We start from the raw sequence: 21,630 nt of genomic DNA, 5'->3' as shown, positions 1-21,630 counted from the left end.
TTGACCTTTCTATTATATTGTTAAATTTTCGATTTTATTATTATTTGTTTGTAAATTTTGGCAATGGTTTGATTTTCCACTGTCATGGCGAATGAAGTCGTATGGAATATGCTGTTTTTAATGAGCCTAGTTTTATATGGTCAGTAAAACGTTTGCGTTATGGTGGTCGGATGTCATAAATTGAGTGAATTTGCCTATTATTTGGATAGGTAAAAGTTATTTTCTTTTTGTCTAGCACGCTGTTAACATTGCGTCCGCTAAACAACTGCCCCCATTGTCTAAGGAAAAAAGATGGTAATCCCTGAAAACAGCAGCATCGTTATTTTTGGTGCTTCGGGTGATCTGACTTATCGTAAGCTGATCCCTGCACTTTACCATTTGTTTGCCAGCAAACAGCTGCCAAAATCGTTCGCTATTCTTGGTGTAAGCCGCACAAAATACAGTGATGAGTCTTATCGAGAAAAGCTTAAAAAATCGCTACAAGAAATGGAGAAAACGGAACCCGAAACACTAGACGCGTTCTGTGACCACCTTCATTACCAAGCGATAGATACGTCTGATACTCAAGATTACGCAAAGCTGGCAACTCGTCTTGATGACGTAGCCAATCAATATGGTTTTGAACAACGTAATACGCTTTTCTATTTGGCGACTCCGCCAAGCCTTTACAGCATTATTCCTGCAAGTCTCGCAGCTCACGGTCTTAACAGTGAAGCAGATGGCTGGAAGCGTCTTATTATTGAAAAACCTTTTGGTTACGATCTTGCTTCTGCTCGTCAATTGGATAAAGAGATTCATGAGCATTTTCAAGAGCATCAAATTTACCGTATTGACCACTATTTAGGTAAAGAAACGGTTCAGAACTTGTTGGTATTGCGTTTTTCAAATGCGATGTTTGAGCCGCTGTGGAACCATCAGTATGTGGACTATGTTGAGATCACTGGCGCAGAATTCCTTGGTGTAGAAGAGCGTGGCGGTTATTACGACGGCTCTGGCGCGGTTCGTGATATGTTCCAAAACCACTTGTTGCAGGTCTTGGCAATGGTGGGCATGGAGTCACCAGCACAAATTAACGCGGATGCTATCCGAAATGAGGTAGTTAAGGTACTTCAGTGTCTTCGTCCATTATCGGATGATGATCTACGTGACAACCTCGTATTAGGTCAGTATACCGAGTCTAATGTTCGCGGACAGTTCCTGCCTAGTTACCGAGACGAACATGGCGTGGCCGACGACTCAAGAACGGAAACGTATGTGGGCCTTAAAATGTTTATCGACAACTGGCGTTGGAATGGTGTGCCATTCTACGTTCGTTCTGGTAAGCGTTTGCCTACACGTGTGACAGAGGTGGTGATTCACTTTAAACAGACGCCACACCCTGTTTTTGGAAAAAATGCGCCGGAGAATAAGCTCATCATTCGTATTCAGCCGGATGAAGGTATTCAGATGAGCTTTGGTTTGAAAGAGCCTGGTGCAGGGTTTAATGCCAAAGAAGTGAAAATGAATTTCCATTACGCTTCATTGCAAGAAACTCAGATGCTGACGGCGTATGAACGATTGTTGCTTGATGCGCTTAATGGTGATGCGACGCTATTTGCCCGCAGCGATGCCGTAGAAGCATGCTGGGAGTTTGTTCAGCCAATCTTAGATTATAAGCAGGGACCGCAAGCGTTGTATGGCTATGCATGTGGTACTTGGGGACCAAAAGAGTGCGACAAATTATTGCATGACGACGGTCGAGCTTGGCGCTTCCCATGTAAAAACCTGACAGACACAGACTATTGTGAGCTGTAAACTTAAATAAAATTAACGATCAGAGCCGTTTGCTTTGGTTGTATGAAGTTAAATAAAACTTAATCGCAGCAAGTTAAGTTGCCGAATTGATGGAGAGAACGATGAAAGGTGATATTGGTGTTATTGGTTTGGCCGTAATGGGTCAGAACCTTATCCTAAACATGAACGATCACGGCTTTAAAGTTGTGGCGCATAACCGTACTGCTGCCAAAGTTGATGAATTTTTGCAAGGTCCTGCGAAAGGGACGAACATTGTTGGTGCTTACTCTCTAGAAGAGCTAGTTGAGAAGCTAGAAGCCCCACGTAAAGTGATGCTTATGGTCCGTGCTGGTGACGTTGTAGATACGTTCATCGAAAACCTAATCCCGCTTCTAGACAAAGGCGACATCATCATTGACGGTGGTAACACTAACTACCCAGATACCAACCGCCGCGTCGCGCATTGTCGTGAGAAAGGCATTCACTTTATCGGTACTGGTGTATCTGGTGGTGAAGAAGGTGCACGTTTTGGTCCTTCAATCATGCCAGGTGGTGCGGCTGAAGCTTGGGAAGCCGTTAAGCCAATCTTCCAAGGCATCTCTGCAAAAACAGATGCTGGCGAGCCTTGTTGTGACTGGGTTGGTAACGACGGTGCAGGTCACTTCGTGAAAATGGTTCACAATGGCATCGAATATGGTGACATGCAGCTTATCACGGAAGCATACCAGTTCATGAAAGATGGCCTAGGTATGTCTGCTGACGAGATGCAAGCTGTATTCGCGGACTGGAATAAGACTGAGCTAGACAGCTACCTAGTAGAAATCACGGCTGACATCCTTGGCTACAAAGATGAAGACGGTGAAGCTTTAGTTGAGAAGATCCTAGACACGGCAGGCCAAAAAGGTACTGGTAAGTGGACAGGCATTAACGCACTAGACCTAGGTATTCCTTTAACGCTTATCTCTGAGTCTGTATTCTCTCGTTGCCTATCTGCGCTGAAAGACCAACGTGTTGAAGCTGAAGCATTGTTCGAGAAGACAATCACTCCAGTTGAAGGTGATAAGCAAGAGTGGGTTGATGCACTTCGCCAAGCACTACTTGCTTCTAAAATCATCTCTTACGCTCAAGGTTTCATGCTAATGCGTGAAGCGTCAAACGAAAATGGTTGGGACCTAAACTACGGTAACGTAGCGCTTATGTGGCGTGGTGGTTGTATCATTCGCAGCGCATTCCTAGGTAACATCCGTGACGCGTACGAAGCGAACCCAGACATCGCATTCCTAGGTTCTGATGAGTACTTCAAGAACATCCTACAAAGCAGCCTAGCAGCGTGGCGTAAGGTTTCTGCGAAGTCACTAGAGTCTGGTATCCCAATGCCATGTACTATCTCTGCACTTTCGTTCCTAGACGGTTACACAACAGCTCGCTTGCCAGCTAACCTGCTACAAGCTCAACGTGACTACTTCGGTGCTCACACTTACGAGCGTACTGATCGTCCACGTGGTGAATTCTTCCACACAAACTGGACCGGTACTGGTGGCGATACAGCGTCAACTACCTACGACGTTTAATTGATTAATAATCAATGAATGCTAATTAAAAAATGGAGCCTTATGGCTCCATTTTTTTGTGTGGTACTACTTATTTGTGTGGTACTACCGGTTACGGCTCTGAACGAATGCCAAAAAATAGCGCATAAAATAGTGGGATAACCACTAACGTTAAGATGGTGGCAAATAACAAACCAAACATAATGGTGACCGCCATACTTTTGAAAAACGGATCTACCAGTAGCGGTGCGACACCGAGTATAGTGGTCAGCGCACCAAGCATTACAGGTCGGGCGCGGCTTGTCGCAGCGTCGATAATTGCCTGATAGGTCTGCTTGCCTTGTCCTATTTCCACATCAGCTTGGTCCACTAACACGATAGCATTTTTCACCATCATACCGATTAAGCTTAGAAACCCAAGGATCGCCATAAACTCAAACGGGGTTTGGAATAGAATCAATCCAACGGTTACCCCTACCACAGCCAGCGGCGCGGTGAGCCAGATGACAAGCGGTTGACGAATCGCATTGAACATAAAAATAACCGACAGAATCATGGCTGCAAAGCCATAGGGGGCTGAAATAGCAAGCCCTTCATTAGCGTCCTTGGACGCCTTATATTCCCCATACCAAATCAGTTCATATCCGGGTGGGAGCTCTATATCTTCAATATTTTTTTGTATGCTATTAAAGGCATCGGATGTCATTACCCCCGGCGCAGGATCAGCTTGCACCAAGATGGTTGGAACACGATCAATACGTCTTAAAATTGCATCTTGCCAAACAACATCAACCGAGTCTACCAGCTGACTTACTGTGATAAAACCATCCACATTAGCGGCGTAAACTTCGGTGTTTTCTACCGCTCGGTGGTGGTTTCGCTCAGCTTCAGGCGCCCGAACCACAATTGGGATCAAGTCATTGCCCTCTCTAAAAATACCCACATGCCGACCTGCCAGCGTTTGCGCGATGGCTTGATTAATTTCTTGTGTGGTTAGCCCAAAGCGCTGCGCTTTTTCTGCTGAATAAACCGGGCGAAGCACTGGCACCTGTTGTCGCCAATCATCTTGGACAGCAATCAGATTGTTATTCGCTAACATGGCTGCTTTGGCTTGTTCAGCTAACGAGCGTAACACTTCGCTATTTGGGCCTCTAAAACCAGCTTCTATTTTTTTGCCTCCCCCTCGGCCTAGCATGAACTTCCAGACTTTAATGGAGGCATCAGAATACTTGAGCGACAGTTCGCTTTGTAGTTGCACCAGTAGCGGAGCGATTTTTTTATAGTCGTCAATATCAATCAGCAATTGACCGTAGCTGCTGTTACGGGCTTCAGGGGAGTAGGTCAGCATAAAACGCAAACCGCCACCGCCAATAAAGCTCGTGATGTTGGTTACCCCATCTTGAGCTCGAATATCCTGTTCTATTTCAGCAATCACCTGTTCTGTGCGACGGATATCGGAGCCTTGCGGTAAATAAACATCCACCACAAATTGCGCGCGCTGTGAGTCCGGCATAAAGCCCGGCGGAACAAAGCGTAAGCTAAATACTGCACTGACCATCAGTAGCAGTAGCATCGTAAGACTCAGCAATCGATGATGTAATACCCACGCCAATAAGCGCTTGTACATTGCCATTGTACGACTGACCTTTTCCTCTTGTTTTTTCGCTTTCACCTTTAGAAAGTCAAAACACAGTAACGGAGTCACCGTAACCGCAAAGATCCAACTTAAAAACATGGAGTAGAGGATGACCCAAAACAGCGAACCTGCATACTCGCCCATATCTGAAGGTGATAGACCAATAGCACTAAATGCACAAATGCCTACCACAGTTCCGCCTAATAGCGGCCATTGCGCGGCTTTAACAACGTCTGACACGATGGTTTCTTTGTCTTGAACAGGATCTTGCTGTAAACGCACTAAAATGCCATCGGTAACCACAATGGCGTTATCGACCAACATGCCTAAGGCAATAATAAGCGCGCCAAGAGAGATCCTCTGCATTGCAATATCATCAATAAGCATGATGCAAAGGGTACCAGCGACCGTTAACAGCAGAACAAATCCAATAATGATCCCTGATCGAACCCCCATAAAGACCAGCAATACGATGAACACAATCAACACGGCTGCTATGAGGTTGTCGATAAAATTGGCAACCGATGCTTTAACAGAATCAGACTGCATCGAAATAGTATGCAGCTCCATGCCAATAGGGCGCTGTGGCTGTAACTCTAGGAGCCGTGCTTTAACGGCGTCGCCCATTTCAACAACGTTGCCCCCATTGACATTTGAGATACCAAAGCCGATAGCACGTTGGCCGTTGTAGCGCATCAACATGCTTGCTGGCTCTTGATATCCCCGCGTTACGGTTGCGATATCACCCAGACGCATGACCGTGTTACTTTGCCCAACACCAACTTGTAAGTTACGTAAATCGTCAAATGTACGAATGTTAGAGCTGGGTATCACAGGGATACGCATGGCTTTCGTTTCAATCGCACCAGCAACGGTGACTAAGTTTTGTTTTTGCAGGACTTGGAACACTTGTTCTGCGGATAAGCCAAATCTCGCTAAGCGCTCGCTCGAGACTTCAACAAAAATAGTCTCTTGTTGCTCTGCCAGCGTAGCGGTTTTTGCCACCCCCGGAACGAGGACGATTTCACGACGGAGTTGATCCACATAATCTTGTAATTGTTTGTCGCTAAACCCTTCACCAGTGACGGCAAAGAATAGGGCGTATACATCTGAAAAATCGTCATTAACGATGGAAGGCCCTGCACCAGGAGGAAGCTGTCGTTGTACATCATTGATCTTGCGTCTTAGCTTATCCCACACTTGCTGCAGTTCAGCAGTACTGTTGGCAAATTCCAGTTTAATTTCAACAGTGACTTCCGACATTCCTTGTTTGGAGACGGACTTCACCTCTTTTAACTCTTGAAGGCTTTGCACGGCACCTTCGATGACATCGGTCACTTCGTCAGACACCTCTTGCGCAGTTGCACCTGAATAGGAGGTGTGAATGACGGCTTGGCGAATAACAAATTCTGGATCTTCAAAACGCCCTAGCTTTAAGTAGCTGATATAGCCACCAATCAAAATAAGGGCGATAAGAACCCAAACGCTGGTGCGTTTGGCTATGGTATAACGAACGATATTCATTGTTGCGCCTTACTAGCATTATTTCCCACGGACTTAACCGGACGAATGTTCATCCCGTCCTTTAGACTTGATACACCGGCGATCACAACATTGTCACCCTGTGTTAGTCCATCACTGATTTCGACACGTTTTTGGCTCAATGCCCCAACCCCAACGTAGCGTCGAATAACTTGGTTTTCTTCGGTTACCAACCAGACGAACTGCTTGCCTTGATTGTCAGGAACGAGCGCCGTGATGGGTAATGTAATGAGCTGATCAACCAGTGCGTTGTTCTCATCGGTTGGCCTAACTTTTACCGTCATACCAGGCAGCACGCGGTAGCCCTCTAACGAGTCAAAACCCAGTACAACAGCGTATGTTTGACTGATTGCGTCAGCTTGGGTCGCGTGGGTGCGTAAATGTAAATTAAACGGCTTATTTGGTATCGCGGTCACTTCGCCGATAGCGGTTGTACTCCGTAAGCCAGATAGCATGACGCTGTCGGGTATGTGGATCACCACCTCCATATCTTGCAGATCATGCAGCGTAAAAATGGCCGCATTGGCTTGCACCTGTATATGGTTGTCGACAAGTTTCTGGCCAATAACACCGCTAAAGGGTGCTTCGACACGGGTATAGTCAAGTTGACGTTTCGCTTCATCTCGACGGTTGGTTGCGAGATTAAAGCGAGTTGTTAGTTCATCTAAACTGCTTTTTGATATTGCTTGGCTTTTGTCATAAATGGTACGAGCTCGGCGATATTCTGCTTCGACATTGTTTAGCTCTAATTGAGCGGATGCTAACGCGATTTCGGCATCTCTTGAATCAAGTTTCGCGAGAAGTTGCCCTTTAACTACGCGATCCCCCTCTTGAGCCAGTATTTCGGTAAGACGGCCACCAACGCGAAACGAAAGGTCGGCGCGTTCAGCCGCTCTCACCACGCCATTGAAACTTAAATGCTCATTACTTTGGCGAGTTACAGTTTCAATTAATGCGGGACGAATGGCAGGCTCTAAAGCGTGAGGCTTAGATTCAGGCTGGCAGCCAGTTAACAATAAGCCAGAGAGAGAGAGGCCAATAACCAATGCCTGTGTTTTAAGGGTATTTGTTGTCGCAAAAGTATGTGTGTTTTCCACGCTGTTCTCCAAAGCACAAGTTGCGGCCTTAGATTAGAGGCCAAAAGTAAACTCATGAGTTTATTTTTGGATGTTATGGTAGATCTTTGCAAAAGTAAACCCTGAAGTTTACCTTTAGTTGTCATTTTGATAGACTGCTGAGCGAACATAGAGGAGAGGCAGCAATGACTCGTTCTGAGCAAAAAAAACGCGCCATTTTAGAGGCTGCACGAGAAGAGTTTATTGAAAATGGCTTCTCTGCTGCGAACATGAATAATATTTGTAGTGCTGCAGAAGTGTCTAAGCGTACGTTATATCGGTACTTTGAAAGTAAAGAGCTGCTGTTTGAAGCGGTTCTGACCATTGTACAAGAGAGTGTAGAAACAGAAGGTTGCTACCCGTATGACCCTGAAGGTGATTTATATCAACAGTTAGTTGACATTACGTTGCGAGAAGTAGAAGTGTCTTATCGCACCTATGGGATTGCGTTTTCTAGAACGATCATTATGGAGTTCTTTAGACAGCCTGAACTAGCAAAAAGTGTCAGCCAGCGTATTCACCACACCCGTGCGGTTACGCAATGGTTTGAGCAAGCCCTTGCTGATGGCAAGTTACACGCTGCTAATGCAACAACGATTACAAGTGTTTACTTAAGTTTGTTTCAAGGTCAATTGTTTTGGCCGCAGGTGCTTGATCTCGCACCAGCTCCTGAAGGAGAGGCATTGCGTGTAAAGGTGGAGTTGATTGTTGGAACCGTGCTACGAGGCTTTGCAAGTAAGGACTAATTGTCGTTGTTAATTCTTAAGGATTGCAATGATGTTTATGAACAGGTAGGGGGATATTCAGAGCCAAAAATGACTCTGAATGATCGTCATTTCTTCATCATTTTCGCTAAATCAGCGAACGGGTTATGAGTGGCACCTTCATGCTCATCTTGACCCGGTTTGACTTCACTGCCGTAACGGTCGTGGTCGGTGTACTTTGAGTGCTCATGATCGTGGCAATACAGACACAAGAGTTCCCAGTTACTGCCGTCGTTGGGATTGTTCGTATGGTCGTGATCTTTATGGTGAACCGTAAGTTCACGAAGGTTTGAATAAACAAACTCACGAGCACAGTTACCACATACCCATGGGTAGAGCTTTAGTGCTTTCTCGCGGTAGCCGCTTTCTTGGCGTGCATACGCCGAGCTAGAACCCGTGTAATCAGAAGACATAGTAAATCCTTCGTTTTTTCAATTTTAATACTAACGTTAATTTTATCATATTAATGCAGGATTGAGACGATGTCACCGTTAGCCCCATCTCATTATTGCTGATTATTTTTAGCTGCTTTGAGTGTGTGAAAGCCGGAGTAAATACGAGTGAATGTGGTAAACCAGCAAGCGCAGCCGAAAACATAGGCAATAATGGCAAAATGTTGCGGGAATAAACAAAACAGCACGAAGCAAGCAATGGTTTCAGTGCCTTCGGTTAGTCCACTCATATAGTATAAGGATTTGTGCTGATAAACTGGGTTTTCTATGCCCTGTTTTCCTGCCATTACAGCAAACGCCAAAAAGCTTGAACCGGTACCGATAAAAGAAAAAATAAGGAAGGCGCCAGCGATAGCATTGCTTTCAGGGTTGGCAATAACAAATCCGAAAGGGATGAGAGAATAAAACAAAAAATCGAGGCTGATATCGAGAAAACCACCCGCATCCGAGATACCTTGAATACGTGCTAGTGCGCCGTCCAACCCGTCACAGATCCGATTGAGTAAGATGAACATCAGTGCCACAGTATACTGTTCCAATACCAAGGCGGGGAAGGCTAGACAGCCGAGAGCAAAGCCGAACAGGGTGATCTGATTTGCCGTGATATCGAATTGATTTAGTGCTTCGGCGCTTTTTGACAACGGCCAACGAATAACCTTAATACTGAGTCTATCAAGCATGTGTGTGTGCCTCCCATGGCCAAGTATAGACTCGACTATTTAATGGAATGTCGTCCTTGTCGTGAGTAACCATTAACGCGGGAATATTGGCGTCATGTAATTGCGTGACCACCCAGTCACGAAACTGGCTGCGTAATGCCTTATCAAGTTTGCTAAAAGGCTCGTCTAATAGCGCGACTTTTGGTTTTGCCAGCAACATTCTTGTTAAGCTGATCCGTGCGCGTTGTCCGCCTGATAACTGTTCAGGGAAATGGTGGGCAAGTTGTGTCAGCGAAATGGTGTTAAGTGCGCAGAATGCTTCTTCCTTGCGATTTTTGCCCTTTATGGCATTGGGAAGTGCAAATGCCAAGTTTTCCCAAACATTAAGGTGAGGGAATAGCAGATCATCTTGAAATAATATGCCGACGCGCCTTTCATGGGGAGCGAGAGCATCCATAGCCTGATCGTTTAGAATAACGCGTCCAGTGTATGTGAATTCAGCACTTAGGTGCCCAGCGACAGCATCGAGCAGCGTTGATTTCCCACAACCACTCGGGCCCATTAAGGTCACAATTTCTCCCGGTTGAATCGAGATGTTGCAATTAGAAAACAGCACCTCGCCATCACTCTTACGGATGGTGAGGTTTTCTAGAGAAAGCGTCATTGAGTCGTAATCCTTTCACTCGTACCCTTCGATAACGAGTATTTAACCGACTGACCAGTACGGCCAGAGTAAAAAATAACAGTGGAAGCAGCGCTTGGAAAAGCGCATAAATGGCGGTGACACGGCGGTCAAAACCGCTCGACAGCGCAACTGCTTCGGTGGTGACGGTAGAAATTCGCCCCGCCCCGAGAACCAGTGTTGGCAGGTATTGGGCTAGGCTGACACTCATTCCGACCGCCCAAGCAAAGACAATGGCAGGCAGTAGTTGTGGAAGCTTTACGTGGATCCAGGTGTAAACCGGGCCCTTGCCAAGGCTTAATGACACTTGAGTTAATTTTTCATTGTAACTTCGCCAGGGGCCATCTAATGAAAGATATACAAAGGGAAAGGCAAAAAATACATGAGACCAACAGACCCAGAATGCGTAATTTCCATCGCTGACAACCAGCGTCATAATTTGTAAGCCGAACAAAATGCTTAACTGTGGAATAAGCATGGGGATGGCAATGACATACCCCGGGATTTGCCATCGATAGCGGAGTCGATATTCGTGGCCAATAATCGCAAAGAAAAGGGCAATAGTGGCAGAGACTAAAGCGATGGATAAACTTTGCGACAAAACGTCGAGTACACCGTGCCATTCATATTGCCAAAATCGTAAGGTAAAACGGCTTGGAAAAATATCCGGAAAGCGCCACCGCTGGGCAAAGCTCCAAGTGATTAAAAGCGGAACAATGGTAAGCGACAGCGTGATGATGGCGAGAATAATAATTTTGCCCGGGAGGCGAGGCGCCCAGCGCCCAGAATATTGCCATTGCTTTGCATAGCTGCAGATTATGGATTCGATGAGTCTGGCTAGCAGGATTAACAGTGACGCTATAATAAATAACATGACGGCGCCTGCTGAAGCGCGAGGTAATAGCTGTAGGTCAGGGTCATTGAACCATTGCCAAACGAGTACGGCAAAGGTAGGCGGGTTAGTTGGGCCAAGTACTAACGCCACATCAACGACGGATAAGCTGTATGCGATGACGGCAAGTATGGGAAAACGCATTTTGTTAAACCATTGAGGCATGATGACCTTCCACCATGTCACATGGTGACGATAGCCTAACGCTGATGCTACTTTTATCGTTTCCTGAACTTTAAGCTGTTTAACGATTGGAATACTCATTAGAAGTAGAAAAGGCACTTCTTTTAAGGCCAGCATGAGTGTTAGACCCACGCCATAAGGGTCTTTAATAAGCCAAGCTCGCGCCTCTGCGCCGGAGTACAGGTGGATGTCGAAAAACTCGAGGAGCATGCGAATACCAAATCCAGTTGGCGCAAATAAAAACGCGAACCCGATGGCGAAAGCTACATGGGGCATCGCAAGCAATGGGGACAGCGCCAATTCGATCTTGTTCCAGATTGGCCGATTCCAGCAGGACTCTAAGATAAAAAAGGTCACTACGCAGGCAAGGTAGCTGCTGGCGAGTGTCGTAAACAGGGTCAGTATCAGTGATGTTTCAACGCCTTGCCAGGCTAATACTTGGATAAATCCATCCAAAGAGAATGTATACAGGTTCAATGGTGGAATGTAGCCAAGTGATGCCACCACCACACCCAGTAATCCAGGTATGGTTGGTAGTATGCAGACAACGACTAATAGGCCGTACAACAGTCTTAGCATCGTGAACTAGCTACCATAACGCTTTAGCCACTCTTGTTCGAGAGCCGCTTGCCAACTTGGGTGCGGTTCTGCCACCGATTTGAATTGCTGACTTTTGGCAGCGGAGCCTTGTAAATACTGCGTTTCGAGCACTGAAGGGTCGCCCCATACGGTAATGTCACCCTTGCGAGACTGTGCTTCTGGGCTGAGTAGGAAGTTGATGGCAACCTGTGCGCCTGCTTGTGCCTTTGCATTCCATGGAATTGCAAGAAAATGAATGTTAGATAGTGCACCATTTTCGAAAGCGTAGGCGGCGGTGGTTTCGCTTAATGTTCCGCTTTCTTGAGCAGAAAAAACCGCATTGGGATTAAAGGTAATCGCTAAATCAAGCTGCCCGTCGTCTAGCAACTGTAGGGTTTCAGCGGTACCTGCCGGGAATTGTTTGCCGCCACGCCATGCGACCTTATGAAATGCGTCGAGATACGCCCATAGTGGTTGAGTGACGCCGGCAAAGTCCGCCTCCGCAACAGGTTTTGCTAAAGACGGATCATTTTCAGTTAACTCAATCAGTAATGATTTTAAGAAGCTGGTGCCATGGAACTCTGGTGGCTTAGGGTAGCTGAGTTTGCCGGGATACGCTTGTGCGTAGTTGAGCATTTCTGAGTATGAAGTTGGTGGATTGTTGAGCGTCGCTGTATCATGGATATAAACCAGTTGACCCACTCCCCAAGGTGCTTCAAGTCCGTCGGTTGGTACTGAAAAATCAATATCGATAGGTAATGATTTATCGACATATTGCCAACTTGGTAGTGATGTGACAAATGGACCATGAAGAAGTGCATTTTCTTTCATGGACTTAAAGTTCTCGCCATTGATCCACACCATATCAACACTGCCGTTTTTATTCTTCCCTGCGGCTTTCTCGGCTAATAATCGCGCACTGGTTTCAGCGATATCCGTGACTTTAACATGATTAAATGTGACACCATATTGCTGTTGGATTTGTTGCCCAGCCCATTGCAAATAGCGGTTGATTTCTTGGCTCCCCCCCCATGCATGGAAGTAGACTGTCTGTCCCTTCGCTTCTTTTACTACCGCGCTCCAGCCGATATCGGAGGAATTGCTTTGCGATGTATTGGTATCTTGTGCGTAGAGTTGAAAAGGCGCAAGACCGAGGATAGTGCTCAATGCAAAACTGCTGAATGTCTTTTTATTCATTTTATCATCCATTGTGAATAGGGTGGCAAACCATGCCGAATTGTTACTAAAAGATACTAAAGGTTAGTGTGTCAGAATCAATAGTGAGTTTGCTTTCAGGTCAACACACACGCAAAATTCTTAAAAATCATGAAGCTTATGACACTCGACCGGACAAAATTGGAATAAATTTCAATGATATTGTTTATTTATAGCAGAGATGAGTGAAAGCACGTTTGTACGGTGGGAGATGGGATTGGGTAGACTACAATGCCGTGATCATTTCACGGCATTTTAATGCTTAGGCTAATTGTTATTTTTAACCAGTCCATTACGCATGAGACCGCGTCTGACGCTGTGGCACAGTTTTCCAAAACGACGCAGTTCTTCAAAATTGGGTGTGATGCCGCGATCTAGTGCTGACTCCCAATAACTCACTTCCGTTTCAACCAATTCCAATAGTTTTTTGGGACAGCCTATGCATGAGTTATCAGGGCCACATTTGAATGTGGACTCATCGTATAGCGGCAGTTCAGCTTTGACTTGAGTAATGAGTGTTTTAGCCGCCTCAGCTAAGTTGGGCTTACGACAAATGCTGGGCTTGCGAGAAATAAGCGTACTAGTGGCGGCTACATGATGGGCTTTGTCGTTAAGTTGCTGATTAACAATGCTGATTTTGTGATCTGTTTGAGTATGCATAGCGAGCGCCAAGAATAGGAAAGGCGCGATGCTATTGCATAAAGAACCTGGAATATATGCCTCGAAATGAGTAATCAAACAGGAGTTTGATCTGTCTCAATTTTGAGCATTTTGTAAATAACGGTAGGCCAGTGATTCGATTTTCCCTGATTACACGCTTCAATGTGATGAGAGGAGCTATTCATGTCGATAGTTTCTAATGTCGATAATGGTCTAAACATTTAGACGCAAGTGCAATTGAGACGAGAGTGCAACTGAGACCACTAAATAGACAGTTAAGTTGATGGATGCGGAATGGATGCCGTAAGAGGTGACAGGGAAGTGACTGAAAAGAGTGCCGCTAATTTGAATAGTGCGATATTGAAACTATTTGATGTAACGTCTGTACCGACGATAATCACAGATTCGTCCGGTAAGCTTGACTATGTCAATCAGGCAATGCTGAGTTTATTGGGTTACACGAAAGATGAAATTATGTCGGATCATGTGGTGATTACACATCCAGACGATAGAAGTCTCAACAAGGTTATTCGTAGTAAGCTCGAGCAAAACCCGGATGAACCAGTAGAAATTCAAAAACGTTATCAACATAAAGATGGGCATACCATTTATGCTTTGCTTTGCATTGTCGCCCAGCGGGACGATGAGAGCTCTGTGACTCATTTTGTTTCGCAAATCCGTGATCTATCGATTGAACGCCAATCTCAAGCTGGAGAGTTGTTACTAGAGCAATTGGTATTGAAGTCTAATGATGCCATTTATGTAGTCGATCCTCCATCAGGGCAAATTCTTAACTGCAATGAATTAGCGTATAAGCGCTTAGGGTATACTAAAGCGGAGATGTTACGCTTAAGCGTGCCAGATATTAATCCGTTGTTTAAGCCTCCAGTCTCATGGGGCAAGCATGTCTCTATCATGAAAGTTGAGCGCAGTAAATATATTGAAGCGACGCACAGAAGGAAAGATGGCACAGAATTACCCGTTGAAGCGAGCGTGAACTTGGTTGAACACAACGGTTGTTCCTACCTGTTGGCCATTGTTCGTGATATCTCGGAACGAAAAGCGAGAGAAATTAAAGTTATTGAAGAGCAAAACCTTGATCCATTAACCAACCTACCTAACCGTCGACTATTGGAACGCCGATTGAAAGCCTTAATCCACGATAGCCAGAGCTTTACACAATCCATTGCCTTCCTTTATTTAGATGTCGACAATTTCAAGCTCATCAATGATCACTATGGCCATACGATAGGCGATGAAGTGTTAATAGAACTTGCGCGGCGAATAAACGACTTCACTCGCCAGTCCGATATCATTGCACGCTTAGGAGGCGACGAGTTTTTGATCGTGATGAGTGGAATTAAAAACCAACCGCATGCACAAAGTATTGCCGAACATTTGTTACAAGTCTTTTCGCATCAGTTTATCACTCATGATGGAGAAGAAATTGCGGTTAGCTTGAGTATTGGTGTTACGCTTTGTAAAGAATCGCAATGGTGTACAACAGACGCGATTGCGATTGCCGATAAAGCCATGTATCAAGCAAAGAAACACGCTGGTTCGGCGATTGCCTTTCTAGATTGCCAATAAGCCCGCCATGCTAGCGAGTGGCGTTGGCTACCTTTTCAAATTGATAGATTGACGTGTATCCCTTATCGGGTCTACATGCGATCTATCCCTGCAATAAATCTTACAAAAAAACCATGTGAAATAACTGATTTTCAACTAGTTTGATGAGAGGGGATCCATTTATCCGCTCTGTTCAGAACTCGATGAATTTATAACATCAAGCGATGCCGCATTTCCTCTATCGAAAACGAATGGAGCAACCATTATTTAAGGAGTAAGTGAGATGAATAGATCATTGTCACTGCTATTTGCATCCATGACTTTGTGTTCGTCTGCTACCGCCTATGCATTGGTGACACCAAACCCACCAACATTAAATGCGAAAGGCTATGTGTTGATGGATTATCAATCTGGCGCAATTTTAGTGAGTAAGAATCAAGACGGGGCGTTAGCACCAGCCAGCTTGACAAAGTTGATGACGGCTTATGTTGTGGGCAAAGAAATTGAATCGGGCCGTACTAGTTGGGATAGTAAAGTGGCCGTGAGTGAAAATGCCTGGTCGGTAAAATTCCCAGACTCATCCAAAATGTTTATTAAGCCAGGTGACAACGTCACCGTGGCGGATTTGATGCGTGGTTTAATTATACAGTCTGGCAATGACGCTGCAGTAGCGTTAGCGGAACATATAGCGGGCACAGAGAGCGGTTTTGTCGCATTAATGAACCAATGGGCATTGTCGCTGGGAATGAGCAGTACAGAGTTTATCAACGCCCACGGACTTGATGGTGAAGGGATTCATACTACGCCGCAAAATATGGCAATCTTGATGCAACGTATCATTGAAGACGTACCAGAGGTTTACGAGCTGTACTCGGAAAAACGTTTTGTTTGGGCTGATATTAAGCAATATAACCGAAATCGTTTATTGTGGGACAACTCACTCAACGTGGACGGCGGGAAAACGGGTTATACATCAGAGGCAGGTTACAGTTTGGTCAGCTCTGCGACGGAAGGGCAAATGCGATTGATTTCTGTTGTGATGGGGACGCCAAGTAAACAAACTCGAGTAGAGGCTTCTAGGCAGTTACTCAATTATGGTTTCCGTTTCTATGAAACAGACCAACTGGCAGTAGCGGATAAGGATGAACGTTCGGTTCGTATTTGGAAAGGTGAGGGTAAGAACGTCTCAGTGGGTTTTGAGCAGGATGTCTATGCCACTTATGTGCGAGGAAATGGCAGACAGTTGTCCAAAGAAGTCGAAATTTATGCGCCGCTCATTGCACCAGTGAAACAAGGCGATATTGTAGGTAGCGTGACATGGCGAGTTGGCGCAGAAGAGATCATGACGGAACCTTTGGTCGCTAAGTCGAGCGTTGAACAAGGATCTATTATTACTCGTATTATTGATACTGTGGTGCTTTGGTTTAAGTCGTTGTTTTCAGACACCAAGTCGTTGTGGGAAAGTTAGGTATTTAAAACAGCGAAGTAACCACTTTCGAAGAAAAAGCTCAAACAAAAAAAAGCCCAAACCAATAGTGGTTTGGGCACATACAAATATAGGAGTTTATAAGAAAAAAGCAGCATTGCCGCCAGTAATGAAAAATCAGTGGAAATGTGTTCATCGGTTTATTACTGACTGCATAATAATAGACCCCCTTCTTTTGCGTAAGTTCCGTTTTCTTTTCAAAAAATTCAAACAAATTTCTTTTTGTAACCGTTTGATGTTCTGTGACCTTTTGGGTCTCTGGTCTAACCAGTTTTGAAATCTTTGATGTTAATCACTTGTTATATTGCTGTTGCGGGGGTATATTCAAACATATGTTTTATACGGATGATTGAAATGGCAAAGATAACCACCAAAGACAAAATCTTAGATGTAGCCGAGGTATTGTTTGCCGAACAGGGCTTTAATGACACTTCCCTGCGTACGATTACCAGCAAAGCGAATGTCAACTTGGCATCGGTCAATTATCATTTTGGTGATAAAAAAACCTTAGTGCGAGCGGTATTGAATCGCTATTTAGAAGCCTTTATGCCAGCGGTGGAAAAAGCCCTGTATGAGTTAAACGATCGCGATACCTACACGATGGAAGAAGTGTTTGTGGCATTGAAACAGCCGCTGTTGAGCTTGAATAAAGTGAAGCCTAATGGCGCCAGTCGTTTCATGTTGTTAGTGGGGCGTGGCTATACCGATGTACAAGGTCATTTACGCTGGTTTATTACCACGCGCTACACCGAAACTTTGGCGATGTTTACTCAATCGATATTAAAGGCGAATACTCAGTTAACCCCCGAAACGCTGTTTTGGCGGTTGCATTTCACCCTAGGAACGTGTGTTTTTACCATGGCGTCAAGCCAAGCCCTTTCAGAAATTGCATACAGTTCATTTGAAAGAAATGTTGATGCGGAAATGATCATCGACCAAATTATTCCGTACTTGGCTGCCGGCGTCGCCGCTGATTAGCCAAGATGGTTAACTCGAGTTTTTATATTTAACTCGACAATTGTTTACGTGTTTCCCCCTATCAACCATGGTTGATAGGGCTGTACCTCAAAGTTTGTACCCTAAATAATTATTTTAAAAAACAAGACAAATTGTGAACAAAAGGATAGGTAACATGAGCTCTCTAAGAAGAAAATGGGTAAGTGACCCAGCGTTTAAAATGTTTAAAAAAGTACTGCCACCACTATCCGCAACAGAGCGTGAGGCCATGGAAGCGGGCAGTGTTTGGTGGGATGGGGAGTTGTTCTCTGGAACGCCTAATTTTAAAACATTACACCAATATCCAAAACCTACCCTGACGGCGGAAGAGCAGTCGTTTATGGACAACGAGCTTGAAACGCTACTGGCGATGCTTGATGACTATAAAATTGTGACTGAAGATCGTGACCTCCCGAAAGAAGTGTGGGACTTTTTACGCAAAGAACGTTTCTTCTCACTGATTATTTCCAAAGAATATGGCGGTCGTGAATTTTCTTCATTGGCGAACTCAACGATAGTGACCAAAATTGCAACGCGAAGTATTAGTGCGGCTGTATCGGTTATGGTTCCAAACTCGTTGGGCCCTGGTGAGCTATTGTCCCACTACGGAACACAAGAGCAAAAAGACTACTGGCTACCACGTCTTGCAGACGGAACGGATATTCCGTGTTTCGCATTGACGGGTCCTGAAGCAGGCTCCGATGCTGGTGGTATCCCAGATAAAGGTATTGTGTGTTATGGCGAGCATGAAGGTAAAGAAGTGCTTGGTATCCGCCTTAACTGGAACAAACGTTACATCACCCTTGCCCCTGTTGCGACGGTATTAGGCTTAGCCTTTAAGCTTCATGATCCTGACCAACTGATGGGTGAGAAAGAAGATTTAGGTATTACCTGTGCATTGATTCCGGCAAACCATAAAGGTGTGGAAATTGGTGAGCGTCATGACCCAATTCACCTTGCATTTATGAACGGTCCAACACGTGGTAACGATGTATTCATTCCTATGGATTGGTTAATTGGCGGCGCTGATTACGCAGGTCGTGGCTGGCGTATGCTGGTGGAATGTTTGTCAGCAGGGCGTGGTATTTCATTACCAGCACTGGGCACGGCGATCGGGCATCTCACAACGCGAACTACTGGGGCGTATGCCTATGTACGTAAGCAATTTGGCATGTCGATTGGTAAGTTTGAAGGGGTGGCAGAGGCCATGGGCCGCATTGGCGGTTTGACGTATCTGCTTGAAGCCACGCGTACCATGACGACAACGTCTCTTGATATGGGCGAAAAACCAGGCATTGTTACCGCTATCGCGAAATACCACATGACGGAGATGGCGCGTACCATTCTAAATGACTCCATGGATATTCATGCAGGGCGAGCGATTCAAGATGGCCCGATGAACTATTTAGCCTCCAGCTATCTTGGGATCCCTGTAGCCATTACGGTGGAAGGGGCGAACATTTTAACCCGTAACTTAATGATCTTTGGTCAAGGTGCCACGCGTTGTCATCCTTACGTGCTAAAAGAGATGGAAGCGGCAGCAAACCCAGATGAAAAGCAGGCATTAGCGGACTTTGATAAGTTACTATTCAAGCACATTGGTCACGCGACGAAAAATACCTTTGGCGCATTTGGTGCGGCATTAACAGGCTCCGCTTTTGTTGGGGCGTACATGAGTGGTCCAACAAAGCGCTACTATAAAGATCTGACAAGGCTCAGCAAAGCTTTAGCGGTAAGTGCGGATTTTGCCATGCTAACGCTTGGTGGTGACCTAAAACGAAAAGAGACGATTTCAGCTCGCTTAGGTGATGGATTGGCGTACTTGTTTATGGCGTCGGCGGCACTGAAAAAGTATGAAGATGATGGTCGTCAGCGTGCGGATCTAGACTTTGTTCATTACGCGGTTCAGCACTGTATGCACCATGCTGCGACGTCTTTGAATGAAGCGTATCGTAACTTCCCAGCACGTTGGGCAGGACGAACCTTAAAAGGCTTGTTGTTCCCAATTGGTAATCACTTTGAAAAACCATCCGATGAAATTGGCCTTAATATCGCTAAAGCAATGATGGTACCAGGTGCGCAACGTGACCGATTAACCCAACTTTGTTATATCGGGCCTCAAGAGGATGACAAAATCGGCTTAATGGAGAGCGCTTTCATTGCGATGTTCGACATTCAAGATCTGGAGAAGAAACTATTCAAAGGTGTAAAAGAGGGCAAGGTAGCGAAAAAAGGTTTGCTCAACGAGCGCTTGGCTCAAGCTCTGGAAGCGGGTGTGTTGACACAAGAAGAAGTCGACAAAATCAACGCAGCGGACGCATTGCGTTATAAAGCGATTCAGGTGGATCACTTTAGCCATGATTTGAGAGAGGTCAGAACACACAGTGAAAATAAGCCTAAGTTAAATAGTGTGGCCTAATCACTGAATCCTGCCGAGGATAACTCCGTTCGGTGCGAGAAACGTAACCAGTAAATCCAAGAAGGGCGCTTATGCGCTCTTCTTTTGCTCTCAAGAAAAGACGATTTTGCTCTGAAAGTGCTCCAACCACTTAGGAAATTAAGGGGTTTTGACAGAAATAAGATGCGATTTGTCTTTGAACCTTTTATCCTAACAAGGATTTTTTGAGGAACTGAATATGATCATCAAACCCCGAATTCGTGGATTTATCTGTACTACTACTCACCCAGTAGGTTGTGAAGCTAACGTAAAAGAACAAATTGCTTATACCAAAGCGCAAGGCCCAATCGCGAATGCACCAAAGCGTGTGCTTGTTGTTGGTTCTTCTAGTGGTTACGGCCTTTCTTCTCGTATCGCTGCGGCATTTGGTGGTGGTGCGTCAACAATCGGCGTATTTTTCGAAAAACCAGCGACTGAGCGTAAGCCAGGTACTGCGGGTTACTACAACTCAGCGGCATTTGAAAAGTTGGCGAAAGAAGAAGGCCTTTATGCGAAAAGCATTAACGGTGATGCCTTCTCTCATGAAGCAAAACAAAAAGTTATCGATCTGATTAAAGAAGACCTTGGTCAAATCGACATGGTTGTTTACTCACTAGCGTCACCTGTACGTAAGTTGCCAGATACCGGTGAGCTGATTCGTTCATCGCTAAAACCAATTGGTGAGACATACACGTCTACCGCAGTTGACACTAACTCTGACACGATTATTGAAGCAAGCGTTGAGCCTGCAACAGAAGAAGAGATCAAAGATACTGTTACCGTTATGGGTGGCGAGGATTGGGAATTGTGGGTTAACGCACTTTCTGATGCTGGTGTCTTGGCTGATGGTTGTAAGACTGTTGCTTACTCATACATTGGCACAGAGCTAACATGGCCAATCTACTGGGAAGGCGCATTGGGTAAAGCGAAAATGGACTTAGACCGTGCAGCGTCTGAGCTAAACGCTAAGCTTGCAGAAAAGGGCGGCAGTGCAAACGTTGCTGTGCTTAAATCTGTTGTGACTCAAGCAAGTTCAGCAATCCCTGTTATGCCATTATATATCGCGATGGTCTTTAAGAAGATGCGCGAAGAAGGCATTCATGAAGGTTGTATGGAACAGATTCACCGTATGTTCTCACAGCGCTTATATAAAGAAGACGGCACGGCACCTGAAGTAGATGACAAAAACCGTCTGCGTCTTGATGACTGGGAACTGCGTGAAGACATTCAGAAGCACTGTGAAGCACTATGGCCACAGATCACTTCTGAAAACTTGAAAGAGCTAACGGATTACGTTGAGTATAAAGAAGAGTTCTTGAAGCTATTTGGCTTTGGTGTTGAAGGCGTGGACTACGAAGCGGATATCTCTCCACTCGTAGAGTTCGACGTTATCGACCTATAAATAGCGACTTAGCTAGTACAAAACCGAAGAAGGAAGCC

16 protein-coding genes are annotated in these 21,630 nt (G+C 45.3%); 8 read left to right on the top strand and 8 right to left on the bottom strand.

Going from position 1 to position 21,630, the window contains the following annotated elements:
• Positions 1-291: 291 nt before the first annotated feature.
• The gene (zwf, locus tag L4D05_RS17955) at positions 292-1,794 is read left to right on the top strand and encodes a glucose-6-phosphate dehydrogenase (protein ID WP_428753446.1); all 1,503 of its coding nucleotides are present in this window, start codon (positions 292-294) and stop codon (positions 1,792-1,794) included.
• A 101-nt stretch (positions 1,795-1,895) separates the two neighbouring features.
• Positions 1,896-3,344, top strand: coding sequence for a decarboxylating NADP(+)-dependent phosphogluconate dehydrogenase (gene gnd, locus L4D05_RS17950; protein ID WP_265676690.1), 1,449 nt, complete (start codon positions 1,896-1,898; stop codon positions 3,342-3,344).
• Positions 3,345-3,435: 91 nt separating this feature from the next.
• Here gnd and L4D05_RS17945 read toward each other — a convergent pair whose 3' ends face one another.
• On the bottom strand, positions 3,436-6,483 hold the full coding sequence (locus L4D05_RS17945) for an efflux RND transporter permease subunit (protein ID WP_428794817.1): 3,048 nt from the start codon (positions 6,481-6,483) through the stop codon (positions 3,436-3,438).
• Positions 6,480-7,598, bottom strand: coding sequence for an efflux RND transporter periplasmic adaptor subunit (locus tag L4D05_RS17940; RefSeq protein WP_428753442.1), 1,119 nt, complete (start codon positions 7,596-7,598; stop codon positions 6,480-6,482). The genes L4D05_RS17945 and L4D05_RS17940 overlap by 4 nt, the downstream gene beginning before the upstream one ends.
• A gap of 164 nt (positions 7,599-7,762) precedes the next feature.
• Here L4D05_RS17940 and L4D05_RS17935 point away from each other — a divergent pair, with 164 nt between their 5' ends.
• Complete coding sequence (locus tag L4D05_RS17935; protein WP_428794816.1) at positions 7,763-8,362, top strand: TetR/AcrR family transcriptional regulator; 600 nt, start codon at positions 7,763-7,765, stop codon at positions 8,360-8,362.
• 86 nt (positions 8,363-8,448) lie between these two features.
• Here L4D05_RS17935 and L4D05_RS17930 read toward each other — a convergent pair whose 3' ends face one another.
• From L4D05_RS17930 to L4D05_RS17905, 6 genes are all read right to left on the bottom strand, one after another.
• Positions 8,449-8,793 carry a YajD family HNH nuclease gene (locus L4D05_RS17930; RefSeq protein ID WP_265676656.1) on the bottom strand — a complete coding sequence of 115 codons (345 nt, stop codon included), beginning with the start codon at positions 8,791-8,793 and terminating at the stop codon, positions 8,449-8,451.
• Positions 8,794-8,885: 92 nt separating this feature from the next.
• Entirely contained in the window at positions 8,886-9,512 is a 627-nt protein-coding gene (locus L4D05_RS17925) for a CDP-alcohol phosphatidyltransferase family protein (RefSeq protein ID WP_428753440.1), read from the bottom strand.
• Positions 9,505-10,155, bottom strand: a complete 651-nt coding sequence (locus tag L4D05_RS17920; RefSeq protein ID WP_428794815.1) for an ATP-binding cassette domain-containing protein — start codon at positions 10,153-10,155, stop codon at positions 9,505-9,507. Before L4D05_RS17920 ends, L4D05_RS17925 begins: the two co-directional genes overlap by 8 nt.
• On the bottom strand, positions 10,121-11,827 hold the full coding sequence (locus tag L4D05_RS17915) for an ABC transporter permease (protein WP_428794814.1): 1,707 nt from the start codon (positions 11,825-11,827) through the stop codon (positions 10,121-10,123). The genes L4D05_RS17920 and L4D05_RS17915 overlap by 35 nt, the downstream gene beginning before the upstream one ends.
• Positions 11,828-11,833: 6 nt before the next feature.
• Positions 11,834-13,024 carry an ABC transporter substrate-binding protein gene (locus L4D05_RS17910; RefSeq protein ID WP_428794813.1) on the bottom strand — a complete coding sequence of 397 codons (1,191 nt, stop codon included), beginning with the start codon at positions 13,022-13,024 and terminating at the stop codon, positions 11,834-11,836.
• Positions 13,025-13,309: 285 nt separating this feature from the next.
• Positions 13,310-13,702 (bottom strand): hypothetical protein, encoded by a 393-nt coding sequence (locus L4D05_RS17905; RefSeq protein WP_428794812.1) that lies wholly within the window; start codon positions 13,700-13,702, stop codon positions 13,310-13,312.
• Positions 13,703-13,996: 294 nt separating this feature from the next.
• On the opposite strand from L4D05_RS17905, the gene L4D05_RS17900 reads away from it, so the two are divergent.
• From L4D05_RS17900 to fabV, 5 genes are all read left to right on the top strand, one after another.
• The gene (locus tag L4D05_RS17900) at positions 13,997-15,292 is read left to right on the top strand and encodes a sensor domain-containing diguanylate cyclase (protein WP_428794811.1); all 1,296 of its coding nucleotides are present in this window, start codon (positions 13,997-13,999) and stop codon (positions 15,290-15,292) included.
• Positions 15,293-15,554: 262 nt separating this feature from the next.
• Entirely contained in the window at positions 15,555-16,739 is a 1,185-nt protein-coding gene (locus tag L4D05_RS17895) for a D-alanyl-D-alanine carboxypeptidase family protein (RefSeq protein WP_428794810.1), read from the top strand.
• Positions 16,740-17,102: 363 nt separating this feature from the next.
• Positions 17,103-17,735, top strand: coding sequence for a TetR family transcriptional repressor PsrA (gene psrA, locus L4D05_RS17890; protein ID WP_428753428.1), 633 nt, complete (start codon positions 17,103-17,105; stop codon positions 17,733-17,735).
• A gap of 154 nt (positions 17,736-17,889) precedes the next feature.
• Complete coding sequence (locus L4D05_RS17885; protein ID WP_428753427.1) at positions 17,890-20,172, top strand: acyl-CoA dehydrogenase; 2,283 nt, start codon at positions 17,890-17,892, stop codon at positions 20,170-20,172.
• A gap of 217 nt (positions 20,173-20,389) precedes the next feature.
• Positions 20,390-21,592, top strand: coding sequence for an enoyl-ACP reductase FabV (gene fabV / locus L4D05_RS17880; protein WP_265676647.1), 1,203 nt, complete (start codon positions 20,390-20,392; stop codon positions 21,590-21,592).
• Positions 21,593-21,630 lie beyond the last annotated feature (38 nt).

The sequence above is a fragment of the Vibrio nomapromontoriensis genome (assembly GCF_050337205.1).
GTDB classification, from domain to species: domain Bacteria; phylum Pseudomonadota; class Gammaproteobacteria; order Enterobacterales; family Vibrionaceae; genus Vibrio; species Vibrio nomapromontoriensis.
This window is presented reverse-complemented; position numbering and strand designations above follow the sequence as displayed.